Source organism: Microvirga medicaginis, from assembly GCF_052658925.1.
In genome coordinates, this window is sequence record NZ_JBQWEL010000028.1 from 48268 (window position 1) to 62964 (window position 14697).

Below are 14697 nucleotides of genomic sequence, written 5' to 3' on the forward strand. Positions count from 1 at the left end.
CGTCTTCTCCAGTCGCTAAGAACATCATCGAAAGATCTTCGGGCGCGTTTGAGCAGAGCGCACTGCGTCCTCCAGCCACCGAACATCGTCCTGCCCCCACAGGCCAAGCACGCCGTCGATCAAGCGCTGGGTGCGAGTATCATCCAGAGACATGGCAGCAAGGCTGCGGATCTTCACGAAATAGGCCTCGTCCGTGACCGGGTTCGCTGGAGAGCCGAGCGCCATCGGCACCCGTATTTCGTCCGTACGGCCATCACGCGCCACCACCTTCACAAAGGGCTCGTCATTGGCCTCAATGGTGGGGTCGACGATCTGGTTGACCCGATTCATCGCGGCCAGAACCAACGGATTCCGCCGCTCACTCGCCGCATAGGCCGTCAGACCGGCGTGTCCCAGGACAAGGCGCGCCGCAAGGGCGTAGGGCAGGCTCATCTGCGCAAACGGCAGTGTGACGACGTCCTGGCCACCGCACATCTCGAAGAGGAAGGGACTGAGCCGCACGTCGATTCGCTCGACATCGTCCGCCGTCAGGCCATTGCGTTCAAGGATCATTCCCAACGCGTCGATCGACGAATGCGTACCACGGCAGGAGGCGTAGGGTTTCAGCGACACTCGTTCCAGGCGCCAGCGTTCGCCGAGCTCGACCGTCAACGCGTCCGGTTGGGCCGAAGTGGATGCAAAGGTCGCCAGAAAGCCGCCCCAGACGTCCTCAAAGACCCGGGAGGGGCCAGTAACGCCGGCGCGTGCCAGAAGCGCCGCGAACAGACCGCCTTCGGCAGCCTTCCCCGCATGGATCCGCTTGGTCTGGCTTCCGTCGTGAATGAATGCCCAGAGGCCGCCGCTGAAGCTCGCCGCATGCCCGAGGGCATGCACGACCCCTTCGGTATCAAGCTGAAGAATGCGTGCCGCGGCGACCGCTGCGCCGAAGGTGCCGCAGGTGGCCGTGGAGTGCCAACCGGCCTCATTGTGTGGCGAATATCCCCCGCAGGCTTCCAGGACACGACGTGCAATCTCGTATCCGAGAACGATCGCGTGCAGGAACTCCTCGCCGCTGACCGGACGGTCCGCGAGATTAAGCGCCGCCAATGCGGCGGGAAGAACGACGGCGCCCGAATGGTCGCATCCGCCGGTGTCATCCAGCTCGAAGGCGTGGCAGGCAATGCCATTGACGAGGGTTGCGGAGCGAGCCGACAGAGCCTCGCTCGTTCCCCAGACAGGAACGTTTCCCTGTGGTTCGGTGGCCCGGATCAGGTCGAGCGCCGCCTGTGCTTCTTGCGAAGCGGCGCCTGCGATCCCGCATGCGAGCGTATCGAGGATGTGACGCGCCGCCTTCGTTCGAATGACGAGCGGAAGATCCGATGGAGCGGTCGTGGTAACGAACTGGGCGAGCGTGACCGCGCGCGGCGTCCCGGCATGCGTGCTCATGAGCTTGGCGATCCTGCTGATCCTGTAAGGCCGACAAACGGGAGATTATCAGCGGACGTGACGCCAGTCCCGTGAGGAACCGGCGCCACGACAGATGTTATTTCGCCGGAGCGGCTTCACCGTTGATCATAACAGAGTCGACTTTGGCGGAGGACAGTTCCCACTTCTTGAGTACCTCTGCGTAAGTGCCGTCCTTGATCATCTCGGCGAAGGCCTTGGCGACCGCATCGCGAAGTTGGGCATCCTTCTTGGCGAAACCCATGCCCTGATAAACGGAGGTGAAGGGCTCGCCGATGATCGCATAGGTATTCGGCTCAAGGCCCATCAGATAGGGCAGGGTCTCAGAGCCCTGCACGGCAGCGTCCAGACGCTTCTGGCGAAGCTGCGTGCGCGCATCCGCCGAACCCTCCGTGCCGACGATCTTCAGAGCCGGCTTTCCGGCCGCCTCGCAGGCGGTCTTGCTCCAGGTCTCCATCTCCTTGGGGAACGAGGTACGGCGGCTTGCGCCGACGGTCTTGCCGCAAAGATCAGCCGGGGTCTTGTATTCATCCTTGCGGTCGGCCGTCGTATAGAACTGTGCGCCGGATTCCAGGTAATCGACGAAGTCGAGCGTATCCCGGCGAGTGGGCAGATCGCTCATGCCCGACAGAATCATGTCGGCGCGGCCCGTGGTCAGGGCGCTCACCATCTGCTCGAAGCTGATCTCCTCCCATTTGATCTCGACGCCGAGTTTCTTTGCGAGTGCATTGCCGAGGTCGATATCGAGGCCGGTGAGCGTGTTCGTTTTCGGATCCTTGAACTCAAGCGGCGGGTAGTTCGGCACATTGGCCACGACGATGGTTTTCTTGGACGCAATCCGCTCCGGCAGTTCCTGCGCCATCGCGACGCCGCCGGCCGCGATGAGAGCGACGATGGAGCAGAGGATAGTTCTTGATGTCATTGTAGGTTCCCTTCACTTTTGTGGTTGCTGACAATCTCATTTATGCACGGCCGAGATGAACTCCCGGGTGCGCGCCTGTTGCGGGCTTGCGAGAATGGAACGCGAGTCTCCGATCTCCACGAGCTGCCCCTGATCCATAAACGCCGTGCGGTGGCTTACCTCGCGGGCGAAGCCCAATTCGTGCGTCACGACGATCATCGTCATTCCGGTCTGCGCCAGGTCCCGCATCACATTCAGGACTTCGCCGACGAGCTCCGGATCCAGCGCCGAAGTCGGCTCGTCGAACAGCAGCAGTTGAGGCCGCATGGCGAGCGCTCGGGCGATTGCGACGCGCTGCTGCTGGCCGCCGGAGAGATGTGCCGGATAGACGTCGCGCTTATCGATGAGGCCGACACGGTCCAGCAATGCGTGGGCGCGGTCCCTTGCCTCGTTTCTGTTCTCCTTCAGCACCTGCACGGGGCCTTCGATGATGTTCTCCGTGACCGTGAGGTGCGGAAAGAGATTGAAGCGTTGAAAGACCATGCCGATGGATCGCCTCTGCCGGGCGATCTGCGCATCATCGAGTTCATAGAGGTTGTCGCCTTCGCGCCGGAAGCCGACCAGTTCACCGCCCACCCAGATGGCACCACCGTCGATGCGCTCAAGCTGGTTGATGCACCGCAGGAAGGTGCTCTTGCCCGAGCCCGACGGCCCGATGATGCACAGCACCTCGCCCTTCTGTACTTTGACGTTGATGCCCTTCAGGACCTCCAGCGGGCCGAAGTGCTTACGGACATCGGCCGCGACGACGAGCGGGGCGTCAGGAGAGAGATTCTGCACGTCCATAGCCTGCTCCTCTTCACTTCGCATTGCCGGCGACGGCCACGCCCTTGGAGAAATACTTTTCGATCCGCCCCTGGATCAGGCTTAAGATCGTGACCACGGCGAGGTACCAGATTGCCGCCACGATCAGGAGTTCGATGACGCGCGAGTTGGCGTAGTAGATGTTCTGCGCGCTATGGAGGATCTCGGCGTACTGAATGACGCTCGCGAGGGACGTGAGCTTGACCATGCCGATGAACTCGTTGCCGACCGGCGGGACGATCACGCGCATCGCCTGTGGCATGATGATCCGGCGCAGCATCTGCAACCGCGTCATGCCGATGGTCTGCGCCGCCTCGTATTGCCCCCGGTCGACCGAGAGCAAACCGGCGCGCACGACTTCCGCCGTGAAGGCCCCCTGCTGAATGCCGAGCCCGAGGAGCGCTGCCACGAAAGGTGTCATGACTTCGACGGTTTTCACCGAGAACAGGCCAGGAATTCCGATGGTCGGGAAAACCAGCGCCAGGTTGAACCAGATCAGCAATTGCAGCAGCGCGGGGATAGCGCGGAAGAACCAGACATAGCCCAAAGCCGTCGTCGAGAGGACCGGGTTCTCGGACAGGCGCATGATGGCGAAAACAATTCCGAGGACGATGCCCAGAACCATGGCGAGGATGGCCATCACGATGGTGTTGACGAGACCGCTCATGATGGCCGGCACTGTCAGGAACTCACCGACGAACCTCCATTCGATCTGCCCGACCGCAAAGGCATGGACGATGACGGCAAGCGCCGCGATCACAAACGCGGCAGCGAGCATCCGCCCGTAGTGGCGGCGCGGGATGAGCGTGAGGTGACTGACTTGATAGACTGTATCGGTCATGGGCCTGTTCTTTCTTCGCTGTTCTTCTTCATGCCTGCCAATCTTTTACGCTCACAACGATTTTTCCAACATGGCTGCCGCTCTCCATGTAGCGGTGCGCCTCGGCCATCTCGGCCAATGGGAAGATTCGGTCAATCACCGGCGCGATTGCCCCGCGTTCTACATGGGGCCACAGATCCCGCCCCACTCCCTCGACGATCCGGGCCTTGGCCTCGAGCGTCCGGTCCCTGAGCGACGTGGTGAAGAGAGAAGCGCGCTTGGCCATCATGCGGCCCAGCGGGATTTCCGCGTCGCGTCCGCTCTGCAGGCCGATCATGGCGATCCGACCATCGGGCGCAAGCGCTTCGATGTTACGGACGAGGTAGGCTGCGCCCATATTGTCGAGGATGATATCAGCGCCGCGCTGTCCGGTAGCATCCTTGACGATAGCCACGAAATCCTCGTCGCGATAGGAAATGGCGCGCTCGGCTCCGAATTCGACGCAACGTTGCATCTTACTGCCACTGCCCGCAGTGGCAAAAACCCGTGCGCCGATCGCGCGGGCCGCCTGGACGGCGAAGGTACCGATGCCGCCCGCGCCGCCATGGACGAGAAGAACGTCGCCCGCGCGGAGCGCCGCGATATCGACGAGATTGGACCACACGGTGCACGCCGCCTCGGGCAGTGCCGCCGCCGAGACGAGATCGACATTGCGCGGGCGCCGAAGGAGTTGGGTGGCGGGAACCGCCACCCTCTCGGCATAGGCGCCACCGGAGACCAATGCGCAGACCTCATCTCCCACGTTCCAGCCCTCGACGTCAGATCCGAGGGCGAGGATCGTCCCGGAACATTCGATGCCGAGGATGCCTGGCAGCGTCGCCGGTGTTCCGTAGGTTCCCTTCCGCTGTAGGAGATCGGCGAAGTTCAGCGCGGTTGCGTGAACATCGATGACGACCCCGCTTGAGGAAGGGTGCGGATCGGGGACTTCGGCCAGAACCAAGGCCTCTGGTCCACCGGTGTGGGGCAGAATGACAGCACGCATGACAGTCCCCGAAACAAGCCGGCTCAGGTGCCAGCGTCGATCTTCACTTCAGTCACGGCTTGGCGTTCAAGGCCGAACTTCTGCAGCGCCTGCTTGTAAGCTCCACTCTTGATCGTCGCCGTCAGGGCCGCAGCGACGGCGTCCCGCAAGGCGGCGTCGTTCTTGTTGAATGCGAAGCCGAAGAGCGTCTTGGTCAGAGGCTCGCCCGCCAGGACATAGGTGTTCGGTTCATCTGCCATGAGATAGGCGACATATTCGGGGCCCAGGACCGCCGCATCGAGGCGTCCCTGCTTGAGGTCGAGGCGCGTCGCCGTGGCGCCGGCCGTGCCGTTGACGCTTGCGGCAGGTTTGCCGGCAGCGACACAGTTCTTCTCGCTCCAGGCCTGCAGGACCGGGAAATAGTTCGTCGTGCGCGGCGCACCCACGGTCTTTCCGCACAGATCGGCTTCAGTCTTGATGCTGTCTTTCTTCGACGTGACGGTGAAGGGTTGTGAACCGGTTACCAGATAGTCGACGAAAGTCAGCTTTTCCCGCCGCGACGGCAGATCGCTGATTGCGGTGCCGATCATGTCGATACGGCCTGTGGTGAGAGAGGTCATGAGCTGCTCGAAGCTCATCTCCTCCCACTTCACCTTGACCCCGAGCTCCTTGGCGATGCTTTCGACGAGATCGATGTTCACGCCAATCCGCTCGTTAGTCTTCGGATCCTTGTAGGCCATGGGCGGATAGGTGGACTCGATGCCTACCGTGATGGCACCGGCAGCCTTCACCTTCTCTGGGAGATTGACGCTCTGTGCCGATACGACTGCCGGCACGAGCATTGCGAGAGCCGCTCCGAGCGCGGCATGGCCGAAGGTCCGAGCGGACCGATTTCTTCTTGTCATCATCTGGTTCCCTTTGGCTAGCGAAAGGCTGCGGTTGCTCCGCGGCTCGTTGCTTTTGTTAAGGGGATCTCGGGCCTGGCGTGCTTCCTCCACACCGGACCCGATCAGGCGTCGATCAAATTTGGGCCCAGCGACGCTGGCGAGTGATAGTCTCCTTCAGGCGTGCGATCTGTTCTGCAACCCGCACCGGCGCGGTTCCGCCGTAGCCCGTGCGCGCGGCGACGGCAGCCTCCGGCGTGAGACAGCCAAGCATCTCCTTGCCCAGGCGCCGATCAACAGCTTGGAGATCGGTGGGCGCCAGATCCGAAAGCTCGATATTCTTTTCCTCGCAATAGCGCACCAGCGCACCGGTGATCTCATGCGCTTCGCTGAAGGGCACACCATTGCGGGCGAGCCAGTCGGCGACCTCCGTCGCAAGCGTAAAGCCCTCGGTCGCTTGGGCCCTGACACGGGAGACATCGACCCGCATGGTGGCGATCATGCCCGACATGGCCGGCAGAACCACTTCGAGGGTGTCGATGGCCTCGAAGGCCGCCCATTTGTCTTCTGAGAGGTCGCGGTTATAGGCGAAGGGAAGCCCTTTCAGAGCGGTCATCATCGCATTGAGACCGCCGATCAGGCGCGCGGCGCGGCCACGGGTCAGTTCCGCAATATCCGCATTCTTTTTCTGCGGCATGATCGAGGAGCCGGTCGCATATCCGTCATCGAGAACGACCCAACGGAACTGGCGCGACGACCAGAGGAACACCTCCTCCGCCAGACGCGAGAGGTTCACGCCAATCATTGCGGAGACAAACAGGAATTCCGCCACATGATCGCGGCTCCCGACCGCATCGATCGAATTCTCGCAGGCCGACTCGTAACCGAGCTCCTTGGCTGAGAGTTCAGGATGGAGCGCAATGGCGGAACCCGCCAGCGCCGCAGCACCGAGCGGCGAGCGTGACGAGCGACGGTCCCAATCCTGCAGACGCTCGATATCCCGCGAGAATCCCTGAGCATGAGCCAGAAGCTGATGAGCGAACGTGACCGGCTGGGCAGGCTGCAGATGCGTAAACCCCGGGGCGAGCGTGTTCTGGTGCTCACTGGCCTGCGCGATCAACGCCTCCTGGAGTGCAAGCAGATCGTTCGCAATCCGCTTCGCCGCGCGGCGCAGATGGAGCTTGAGATCGTTCGCGGCCTGATCGTTGCGCGACCGCCCCGCCCGAAGCTTGCCGCCGAGCGGACCGAGGCGCTCCACGAGGACGCGTTCAAGGAAGGTATGCACGTCCTCATCGGCGGAGGAAGGCGCGATGTTTCCTTGAGCGAAATCCTCACCGATCGCTGCGAGGGCCTCGCTGATCCTGTCACCTTCGTCCTGCGTCAGGATACCGGCGCGCACCAATTCTCTCGCATGGGCGATGGAGGATTGGAGATCTTCCGGAACGAGACGGAAGTAAGTCTCGGGTGCGCGTGAGAGGCGCATCAGGGCGGCGGAGGGAGGCGTCCGGAACCTTGCTCCCCAGAGTCGAACGGGTTGGGTCATTGGTATTCCTCTTGACTAAGGAATGCTTGCACCCGTTTCCCGTATGGACAATTGAATTGATTTCCCCGACGATAGTCCAAAATGGAATAGAAACTCTGTATCACAAAAGGACGACGGAGTTCGATGGCGAGGACGCACCTACCGAGTACGATCGGATTGCGGGTCGTGGCGGCGCTGGCGCAGCACGGCACTGTGTCCTCCGCGGCGGATGCGCTCCACCTCACCCAGAGCGCTGTGAGCAAGCAGCTCAAGAACATCGAGATGCTTGTCGGAGCGGCGCTCTTCGACCGCACGAATCAGGGGCTGTCTCCCACGGAAGCCGGGATGATCTATGTCGAGCAGGCCCGCATTGCGCTCGGCGCGATGGAAACCGCTGCGGTTCGCGTGGCAACCTTGCGCCGCTCCGAACCGGCGATCCGGCTTCACGTTCTTCCTATTCTCGGCGATCGATGGTTCATGCCCCGCTTCTCGCGCTTTGCGGAGCTTCACCCACAGATCGAGGTCGAGTTCACGACCTTCGCATCGGGCGACACCGTGGAGGAAGCGGATGCGGTCTTTCGCTTCGGCGACGGACAATGGCCCGGCTGGCAGGCGGATTACGTCCTGGGACGCGATGTGATCCTCGTCGGATCACCGCAACTCGTCGCCCGGGGTGGCGGGATAGATTCACTGGAGGATCTTCGCCGTTATCCGGCACTCGAGCACCGCCAGACGCCGTTGCGCTGGAGCGATTTTGCTCAGGCATTGCACCTCGACGAGTTCGTGCCGGCCCGGATTACCCGCTTCGGCTATTATTCTCTGGTCATTCGTGCCGCCATCGGTGGCCAGGGCTTGGCTCTCGTGCCGCGCAGCCTCATCCCCGACGAGCTTGCAAGTGGCCAACTGATCAATCCGCTTGGCCTTGGATATGCAAGCCGGAATTGCTACTGGCTGACGACGCCTGCGAACAAGGCGCTCAGCGCAGGTCTGGTTACTCTGCGTGAATGGCTTCTCGAGGAGGCTCGGCAATCAGAGCCCCTGGAGGAGGCGGCGCTCCTACAAGATGTCGCCTCCTGAGGGCTTATCGCGCCGCGCGTTCGCACGCCTCGAAATGTTCCGTGATCTCGCGCCCCGTCGTCCACCATACGTCGTCGTAGCGCCGGACATATTGCAGGAACTCTTCGAGAATTCGATAGCGCATTGGGCGTCCGGAGACCTGCGGATGCATGATCATCGTTGCTACACCGCCCCATTCCCGCGTCTGATCGAACTCATCGCGCCAGATGGACAGCACCTCCTCGCGGCCGAACAGGGCGCGTGGGCTCATACGGTGCGTGATGCCGAAGTTCCAATCGTCGAAGCTGTAATTGACCGGGATTTCCACGGGCCCCGGTCCATCCGGCAGGACATGGCGATATGGCCGGATATCGTCACGCCAGGAACTGGAATAGCGGATGCCGCGGTCCCGCAACAGAGCGAGAAGTTCGATGAAACTTTCGCCCGAAGGGGCACGATAGCCGATGGGAACCACGCCAAGAATGCGCTTGAGGGCGTCAAATCCGCGATCCACCTCCTCCACCATGGTGGCGAGATCACCGGGCTCCGGCCGCAGATGCCAATAGCCGTGATGGCCGATTTCGTGGCCCGCCTTCAGGATGGCCTCGCAGGCGGCCGGATGCGCCTCGACGGTCCATCCCGTGATGAAGAAAGTCGCCTTGACCTCATAACGGGCCAGCAATTCGAGGAGCTTCGGAATGCCGACCCGAGCCTCGTACCCTCCGTACGACATAGTGACGAGGCGATCTGCATTGCAGCGGTCCATGCCGAGCCAGACGGATTCCGCATCCACGTCAAAGCCGGGGAACAAGGCGCATTGCTTGCCATTCGGCCATGGAAAGTCAGGAGCGGGAAGAGCTAAATTCGCAGGACGTGGAGCGGTCTCGGTCGACATGGCGTTCTCTCTACGGGTGCTTGATGCTGCCAGCCTGCAGACATTTGGCAATTGAATAGTTTTCCACTCTGCCAGTCGCGGATGGAATAGGCGATTCTCAAGTGTCCGGCCATCCGGTCGCTAAAGCACCCAACATCTCTGTTGGAAGTGTATAGTACACCTTCTCCTTCGCGACAGCTCCAAGTGCGCTATAGAGCCTCTGCGCCGCGACATTATCGCTGTCCGTCGTAAAGTCTATCCGCCCGATATCGTTCTTGATTGCAAAACCGGCGAGAAAGCCCAAAATGCGGGTGCCGATGCCGAGCCCCCGGGCGGTCTCGACCACGTAGAGATCTTTCAGATACAGCAGCCCCCGCAAATCTCGCCCAGGCCGCAGGATCGCCAAACAAGCAAGGCCGACTTCTCGTCCCGCCCCATCCCTCGCAAGTACAAATCGAGTGCCTTCATGGCAGGCAATGGTTTCTTCCACTATCCGGCGATAATCAGCCTCAGGCCGAAGACCCTCACCTGGACGGTAATGACGGTCCATTTCCTGCACCAACTGCGCCACAGCAGCGGCGTCTCCAATGTTCGCAAATCGGATATCGTCAGCCATCACTGGGCCGCTATTGAGGAATCGAACCTAGATTAATCATTCGCCTGAAGGTCTGCAAAGGGTCAACCCGCAAACTATCTCGCTGATCGGGAAGGTCTGGTGTTCCCTGCTTGAGCAGACAGTCGTCTCCCTTCCGCCTCGTGCCATGAGCGACCCTTTGGTCAACGCACAGCCGAGCCTACCTAGCTCGGTAGCACAGCGCACCGACCAGCAAGGCGACTGCCCGCGAGGTCTGCCGGTGAATGGGATAGTACAGATGGTAGCCGGACCAGGGCTGGCGCCGGTTCGCAGCACTTGGATCCGCCGTCCCTCGTCGGCTGGGGCTGCGCCTGCGCCTGGGGCAGGTGCGCCAAGCCTAACCCGCACAAACCGTATAGCGCTTGGCGGCGAAATGTATCAATTGCGATAGCGCAGTGCGTCAATCAGCACGGCGAGAGCGGGCGGATGTTGCCGCCGGTTCGGATAGTAGAGGTGATAGCCCTCGAAGGTCTTGCGCCAGTCGGCTAGTACCTCGACCAGCTCTCCGCTGGCGATATGGCTGGCCACGAAATCGAGCGGCAGGTAGGCTAGGCCGAAGCCAGCAAGGCATGCCTGGCGTACCTGTACGACGCTGGTGAAGACGAGCCTGCCTTCCGTCGTAACGCGCAGATCTTTTCCACCCTTGCTGAATGTCCAGGCGAAGAACTCGCCGTGAGTGGGAAGGCGCAGATTGATGCAGACGTGATCAGACAGGTCTTGCGGTCGTTTTGGCGGTTTCCGCTCTGCGAAGCAGGACGGTGCGCCCACGATGGCCATGGGGATGTCCGGCCCGATGCGGAGCGCGATCATATCCTTCGACACGAGCTTTCCACGACGGACACCCGCATCGAAGCGCTCGCGGACGACATCGGTGCGACCGTAATCCGTCACCAGTTCGACATTGATCTCCGGATAGAAAGCCAGAAATCGCTCCAGCGCCGGCCACAGCAGGCTGAGGATCGCATACTCGTCGGCTGACAGACGGATCGTGCCTGACGGTCGCTCGCGTAGCGAACTGAGCTGGGCGAAGCCGCGGTCGATCTGTTCCAGCGCAGGCGCCACCTCCGATAGCAGCCTTTCGCCTGCCTCTGTCGGTGAGACATTTCGCGTCGTGCGATTGAGAAGACGGATTCCCACCCGCTCTTCCAGATTGCGCACGGTCTGGCTGAGGGCGGATTGGGAGACGCCGAGCCGCGCCGCTGCACGCGTGAAGCTGCCTTCCTCTGCGATGATGACGAAGGCGTTCAGATCGCGGAGGTTCTCGTTCGACATTCATAAGCTCCGCTAATCATGGAATCCCGATTGAGCTGTCTAATCTAAAATCGGAAGAAGCGCTATCTTCAGGTCAATCGAATGAGACCGGAAGCCGAGCATGAAATCCCTAACGTTCAAGAAGGGCTCGATCGAGATGGCTGCAAACCTGCATCTCCCTGCCGACTTCAACGAGCAGAAGCCCTATCCGGCTATCGTCGTCACTCATCCCGCTGGCGGCGTGAAGGAGCAGACGGCAGGTATTTATGCTGGCAAGCTTGCCGCGGAGGGTTTCGTCGCCATCGCCTTCGACGCGTTCTATCAGGGCGAGAGCAGCGGCGAGCCGCGCCAGCTCGAAAACCCCTGTGCGCGTGTCGAGGACATCAGTGCCGCGGTCGATTATCTGACGAGCCTACCCTACGTCGATCATGACCGCATCGGCGCCATGGGCATCTGCGCTGGCGGCGCCTATACCGTGACCGCCGCTCTGGGCGATCGTCGCATCAAAGCCGTGGGCATCGTCAGCGCCACCAACTACGGCACGATCCTGCGCAATGGCTGGGAAGGGCGCGACGATCTGAGCACGGCGGTCGCGATGCTGGAGAACGCCGTGAAGGCCCGCACTGAAGAAGCCAACGGCGCCGAGACGGGCTACTATCCAATCGTGCCGCAAACTGAAGAAGCGCCCAACGCCGATCTGGCCGAGGCGGTCGAGTATTACCGTACCCTGCGGGCCCAGTGCTCCACGTCGCCGAGCATCGCCCCGACGCGCAGCCTGATGCAACTTTTCACCTTCAACGCCTTCCATATGGTGGATCTGTTCCTGACCCAGCCGATCCAGATCGTCGCGGGCGAGAATGCGGGCACGCGTTGGATCAGCGAAGACCTGTTCCGCCGTGCCGCCAGCAAGGACAAGCACCTGCACATCGTTCCAGGCGGAACGCATGTCGGCATGTATGACAAGCCGGATCTGGTGGCCGAATCCATGTCGAAGCTCGGCCCCTTCTTCAAGGCCAAACTCTGAGCACGAGCGCCGCTCAGGCATGATGTCTGAGCGGCTGCTCCAGTTAAAAGCGAAAGGTTCGAGGAATGAAAGCCGTTACCTTCAAGAACAAAACCTGGGACGTGGCTGCCAATCTCCACTTGCCCAGCAGCTTCGACGGGTCGAAGAAATATCCAGCCATCGTCGTGGCTCACCCGATCAGCTCCTGCAAGGAGCAGACGGCGGGGATCTACGCTTCGAAGCTGGCCGAACTGGGCTATGTTTGCCTAGCGTTCGACGCTTCGACGCAGGGCGCGAGCGGCGGGCTCGGCAAATATCTGGAAGATCCGGCGACCCGCGTCGAGGATTTCCGTTGCGCTGTCGATTATCTGGTGGCGCACGGCTTCGTCGACGAGAACTGCATCGGCGTGCTCGGCATCTGTGGCGGGGGCGGTTATGCCGTGCACGCAGCCATGACGGAGCGCCGCTTCAAGGCGGTCGGCACGGTCGTTGGCGCTAATTACGGCCGACTCTGCCGCGAAGGCGATCTGTCAGCCGATGCGGCAATCAAAGCACTGGAAGGCATCAGCGCGCAGCGCACTGCCGAGGTTCGCGGGGCAGAACCGGCGCTTACCACCTATATCCCACAATCCAAGACGCAGCTTGAATCCTACGGCATTACGGACGTTGATGTCGTCGAGGCCGTTGACTACTACACTACACAGCGCGGTCAGAAGCCCGGCTCACCCAACAAGCTGAACGTTGTCAGCACTGGCGCGGCCTTTAGCTGGGATGCTTTCCATTTGGCGGAGAAGCTGCTGACCCAACCTCTGCAAATCATTGTCGGCGGCGGCCAGGCGGGAGCTTTCGGCTCCTACCGCGACGGCTTCGAGCTGTTCAACAAGGCTCGATCCGAGAAGAAGAGCATTCTCGTCGTCCCCGGCGCCACGCACTACGATATGTACGACAAGTCCGATTGCGTTGATCAGGCTGTTGCGAAGCTCAAGGAGTTCTACGCCGAGAACCTCTGAGCCGATGCCGTTCACCGTTGAAGAGGACGTTGTAGGCGTAAGGATCAGGCGTCCTCACGCCTACAATGGCAACTTTCCTTCACAGGGTTCTGTTGCAGCTTTGAAGGAGAGCATGAGGTTTCGTGGGGCGGGCAGTGAGAGGGCCGTCTCCGTGAGGCTGCGACCAAACCAAATCGCCCGCGGCGCGACGACAGCTAAGGCCGCGGGCGATGTTGTTGCCCTACGTTTCCTTAAGCTCTCCTCAGAGCCGCAGCCCGGGTGAGTTCATGGCTGGGGTGGCGCACGTCCATGCCGGCATCGTGCAGCATTAGTGCATCGTGCGGACCCAGCGAGCCGCGCTAGCGAAAAGTGGACCCGGTTTTCCGCGCAACCGTGCGCTACTCCAGAGAGGATGCATCGGATCGAATCCCAAAAGTGGAATCCACTTTTGGGATTCGATCCGATGCTATAGGTCGCTGAAATCGACGAGGTCGCTGTTGATGATGCGGCGCATCTGTTCGGCAGCGAGGAGGCATTGTTCGACGATCTCACCAGCCACCTGACGCGGTAGGGCATCGCCGCCAAGGCGGCCGTAGCCGGTGCCCCGGGCGCGGCCAGGGCGGTCGCTCGCTACGGCGCGGGCGGCGGCGTGTCGAGCGGCCGAACCGCAGACACGGTCGCGATGCTGTCTATCCGGAGCTTACGGGTCGCCCCCGACAAGCTCAGCGCTCTGCACCGGCTCGGCATCGAGCGGGTGGGTTAACGCGATATTCGGCACGTGCGATCGCACTGAGCGATCGGTATTAGCAGCCCCTCGCAATCGCCGCCAAATCACCTTGGTCCAGCCAACAGCTTGACCACCCGCCATTCTCTCAGTCACAGACCAAGCCCTTGAGTAATGCGATCCTGACGGGGACATTGCCATCGCAATGCCTCGGGATCTTCTCTTCACTCTAGGGCTCCGTTACGGCGTAGTACTGGACTTCGAGAAGAATACAGCCGGCCTTGGATACGAATGGCCCATGAGGTGTTCCGGGGGGACGAAGCGAATACGTTAGACCTGAGGCAGTATCAGGTTCATCACCATCGACTGCTGCAAGCTGTCCATTAAGCACGAACACTTCCTCCCAGTAGTCATGAACCAAGGCGGTTGTGGTAGATGCCCCGGGAGCAAACCTTACGAGACGCGTCCGGCCTCCCGTCTTACTCGTTTCGCTCAAGTCATCCGTCAAGATTTTCACGTCTAGCCCGAGGAAACCTGGTAGGGCCTTCCAGCCAGTATCAAAGTCAAGGCGCTGCATTTCAACGTGGCTGCGGCGAGCTCTCATTATACTAGGCCTCGACCAATTGGATCCCAGGAATCTTGTCAATTAAACGCGCGCTGATCAGCTTGGCAGCCGCCTCTCGGCATCAGACCTTAGCGATCTCCTGCTTC

The 14697-nt window shown here is 61.3% G+C and carries 14 protein-coding genes; 3 read left to right on the top strand and 11 right to left on the bottom strand.

From position 1 onward, the window contains the following. Positions 1–24 precede the first annotated feature (24 nt). From ACUXUR_RS24180 to argH, 7 genes are all read right to left on the bottom strand, one after another. Positions 25–1425, bottom strand: coding sequence for an MmgE/PrpD family protein (locus ACUXUR_RS24180; RefSeq protein ID WP_445504895.1), 1401 nt, complete (start codon positions 1423–1425; stop codon positions 25–27). A 97-nt stretch (positions 1426–1522) separates the two neighbouring features. Further along, positions 1523–2365: an ABC transporter substrate-binding protein gene (locus ACUXUR_RS24185; protein WP_445504896.1), complete on the bottom strand. Its 843-nt coding sequence runs from the start codon at positions 2363–2365 to the stop codon at positions 1523–1525. A gap of 36 nt (positions 2366–2401) precedes the next feature. Beyond that, complete coding sequence (locus ACUXUR_RS24190; protein ID WP_445504897.1) at positions 2402–3190, bottom strand: amino acid ABC transporter ATP-binding protein; 789 nt, start codon at positions 3188–3190, stop codon at positions 2402–2404. A gap of 13 nt (positions 3191–3203) precedes the next feature. Further along, positions 3204–4049, bottom strand: a complete 846-nt coding sequence (locus ACUXUR_RS24195; RefSeq protein ID WP_445504898.1) for an amino acid ABC transporter permease — start codon at positions 4047–4049, stop codon at positions 3204–3206. 28 nt (positions 4050–4077) lie between these two features. Further along, the gene (locus ACUXUR_RS24200) at positions 4078–5070 is read right to left on the bottom strand and encodes an NAD(P)H-quinone oxidoreductase (RefSeq protein ID WP_445504899.1); all 993 of its coding nucleotides are present in this window, start codon (positions 5068–5070) and stop codon (positions 4078–4080) included. Positions 5071–5093: 23 nt separating this feature from the next. Beyond that, positions 5094–5957 carry a transporter substrate-binding domain-containing protein gene (locus ACUXUR_RS24205; RefSeq protein ID WP_445504900.1) on the bottom strand — a complete coding sequence of 288 codons (864 nt, stop codon included), beginning with the start codon at positions 5955–5957 and terminating at the stop codon, positions 5094–5096. Positions 5958–6069: 112 nt separating this feature from the next. Beyond that, on the bottom strand, positions 6070–7476 hold the full coding sequence (gene argH / locus ACUXUR_RS24210; protein ID WP_445504901.1) for an argininosuccinate lyase: 1407 nt from the start codon (positions 7474–7476) through the stop codon (positions 6070–6072). Positions 7477–7599: 123 nt separating this feature from the next. On the opposite strand from argH, the gene ACUXUR_RS24215 reads away from it, so the two are divergent. Next, positions 7600–8532 carry a LysR substrate-binding domain-containing protein gene (locus tag ACUXUR_RS24215; protein ID WP_445504902.1) on the top strand — a complete coding sequence of 311 codons (933 nt, stop codon included), beginning with the start codon at positions 7600–7602 and terminating at the stop codon, positions 8530–8532. A 4-nt stretch (positions 8533–8536) separates the two neighbouring features. On the opposite strand, the gene ACUXUR_RS24220 is transcribed toward ACUXUR_RS24215, so the two are convergent. The 3 genes from ACUXUR_RS24220 to ACUXUR_RS24230 all read right to left on the bottom strand — a co-directional run bounded on the left by ACUXUR_RS24220 (position 8537) and on the right by ACUXUR_RS24230 (position 11291). Further along, complete coding sequence (locus ACUXUR_RS24220) at positions 8537–9406, bottom strand: polysaccharide deacetylase family protein (RefSeq protein WP_445504903.1); 870 nt, start codon at positions 9404–9406, stop codon at positions 8537–8539. 97 nt (positions 9407–9503) lie between these two features. After that, entirely contained in the window at positions 9504–10001 is a 498-nt protein-coding gene (locus ACUXUR_RS24225) for a GNAT family N-acetyltransferase (RefSeq protein ID WP_445504904.1), read from the bottom strand. A 396-nt stretch (positions 10002–10397) separates the two neighbouring features. After that, entirely contained in the window at positions 10398–11291 is an 894-nt protein-coding gene (locus tag ACUXUR_RS24230; protein WP_445504905.1) for a LysR family transcriptional regulator, read from the bottom strand. Positions 11292–11391: 100 nt separating this feature from the next. Here ACUXUR_RS24230 and ACUXUR_RS24235 point away from each other — a divergent pair, with 100 nt between their 5' ends. Beyond that, complete coding sequence (locus ACUXUR_RS24235; protein ID WP_445504906.1) at positions 11392–12294, top strand: alpha/beta hydrolase; 903 nt, start codon at positions 11392–11394, stop codon at positions 12292–12294. 65 nt (positions 12295–12359) lie between these two features. Next, a complete protein-coding gene (locus ACUXUR_RS24240; protein ID WP_445504907.1) occupies positions 12360–13283 on the top strand; it encodes an alpha/beta hydrolase in 924 nt (307 codons plus the stop codon). A gap of 932 nt (positions 13284–14215) precedes the next feature. On the opposite strand, the gene ACUXUR_RS24245 is transcribed toward ACUXUR_RS24240, so the two are convergent. After that, complete coding sequence (locus ACUXUR_RS24245; protein WP_445504908.1) at positions 14216–14590, bottom strand: cupin domain-containing protein; 375 nt, start codon at positions 14588–14590, stop codon at positions 14216–14218. Between the last annotated feature and the right edge of the window lie 107 nt (positions 14591–14697).

Bases quoted from the DNA above. Each gene is read 5' to 3' on its own strand.
- ACUXUR_RS24180 (WP_445504895.1), bottom strand. From the start codon at position 1,425: ATGAGCACGCATGCCGGGACGCCGCGCGCGGTCACGCTCGCCCAGTTC.
- ACUXUR_RS24185 (WP_445504896.1), bottom strand. From the start codon at position 2,365: ATGACATCAAGAACTATCCTCTGCTCCATCGTCGCTCTCATCGCGGCC.
- ACUXUR_RS24190 (WP_445504897.1), bottom strand. From the start codon at position 3,190: ATGGACGTGCAGAATCTCTCTCCTGACGCCCCGCTCGTCGTCGCGGCC.
- ACUXUR_RS24195 (WP_445504898.1), bottom strand. From the start codon at position 4,049: ATGACCGATACAGTCTATCAAGTCAGTCACCTCACGCTCATCCCGCGC.
- ACUXUR_RS24200 (WP_445504899.1), bottom strand. From the start codon at position 5,070: ATGCGTGCTGTCATTCTGCCCCACACCGGTGGACCAGAGGCCTTGGTT.
- ACUXUR_RS24205 (WP_445504900.1), bottom strand. From the start codon at position 5,957: ATGATGACAAGAAGAAATCGGTCCGCTCGGACCTTCGGCCATGCCGCG.
- argH (WP_445504901.1), bottom strand. From the start codon at position 7,476: ATGACCCAACCCGTTCGACTCTGGGGAGCAAGGTTCCGGACGCCTCCC.
- ACUXUR_RS24215 (WP_445504902.1), top strand. From the start codon at position 7,600: ATGGCGAGGACGCACCTACCGAGTACGATCGGATTGCGGGTCGTGGCG.
- ACUXUR_RS24220 (WP_445504903.1), bottom strand. From the start codon at position 9,406: ATGTCGACCGAGACCGCTCCACGTCCTGCGAATTTAGCTCTTCCCGCT.
- ACUXUR_RS24225 (WP_445504904.1), bottom strand. From the start codon at position 10,001: ATGGCTGACGATATCCGATTTGCGAACATTGGAGACGCCGCTGCTGTG.
- ACUXUR_RS24230 (WP_445504905.1), bottom strand. From the start codon at position 11,291: ATGTCGAACGAGAACCTCCGCGATCTGAACGCCTTCGTCATCATCGCA.
- ACUXUR_RS24235 (WP_445504906.1), top strand. From the start codon at position 11,392: ATGAAATCCCTAACGTTCAAGAAGGGCTCGATCGAGATGGCTGCAAAC.
- ACUXUR_RS24240 (WP_445504907.1), top strand. From the start codon at position 12,360: ATGAAAGCCGTTACCTTCAAGAACAAAACCTGGGACGTGGCTGCCAAT.
- ACUXUR_RS24245 (WP_445504908.1), bottom strand. From the start codon at position 14,590: ATGAGAGCTCGCCGCAGCCACGTTGAAATGCAGCGCCTTGACTTTGAT.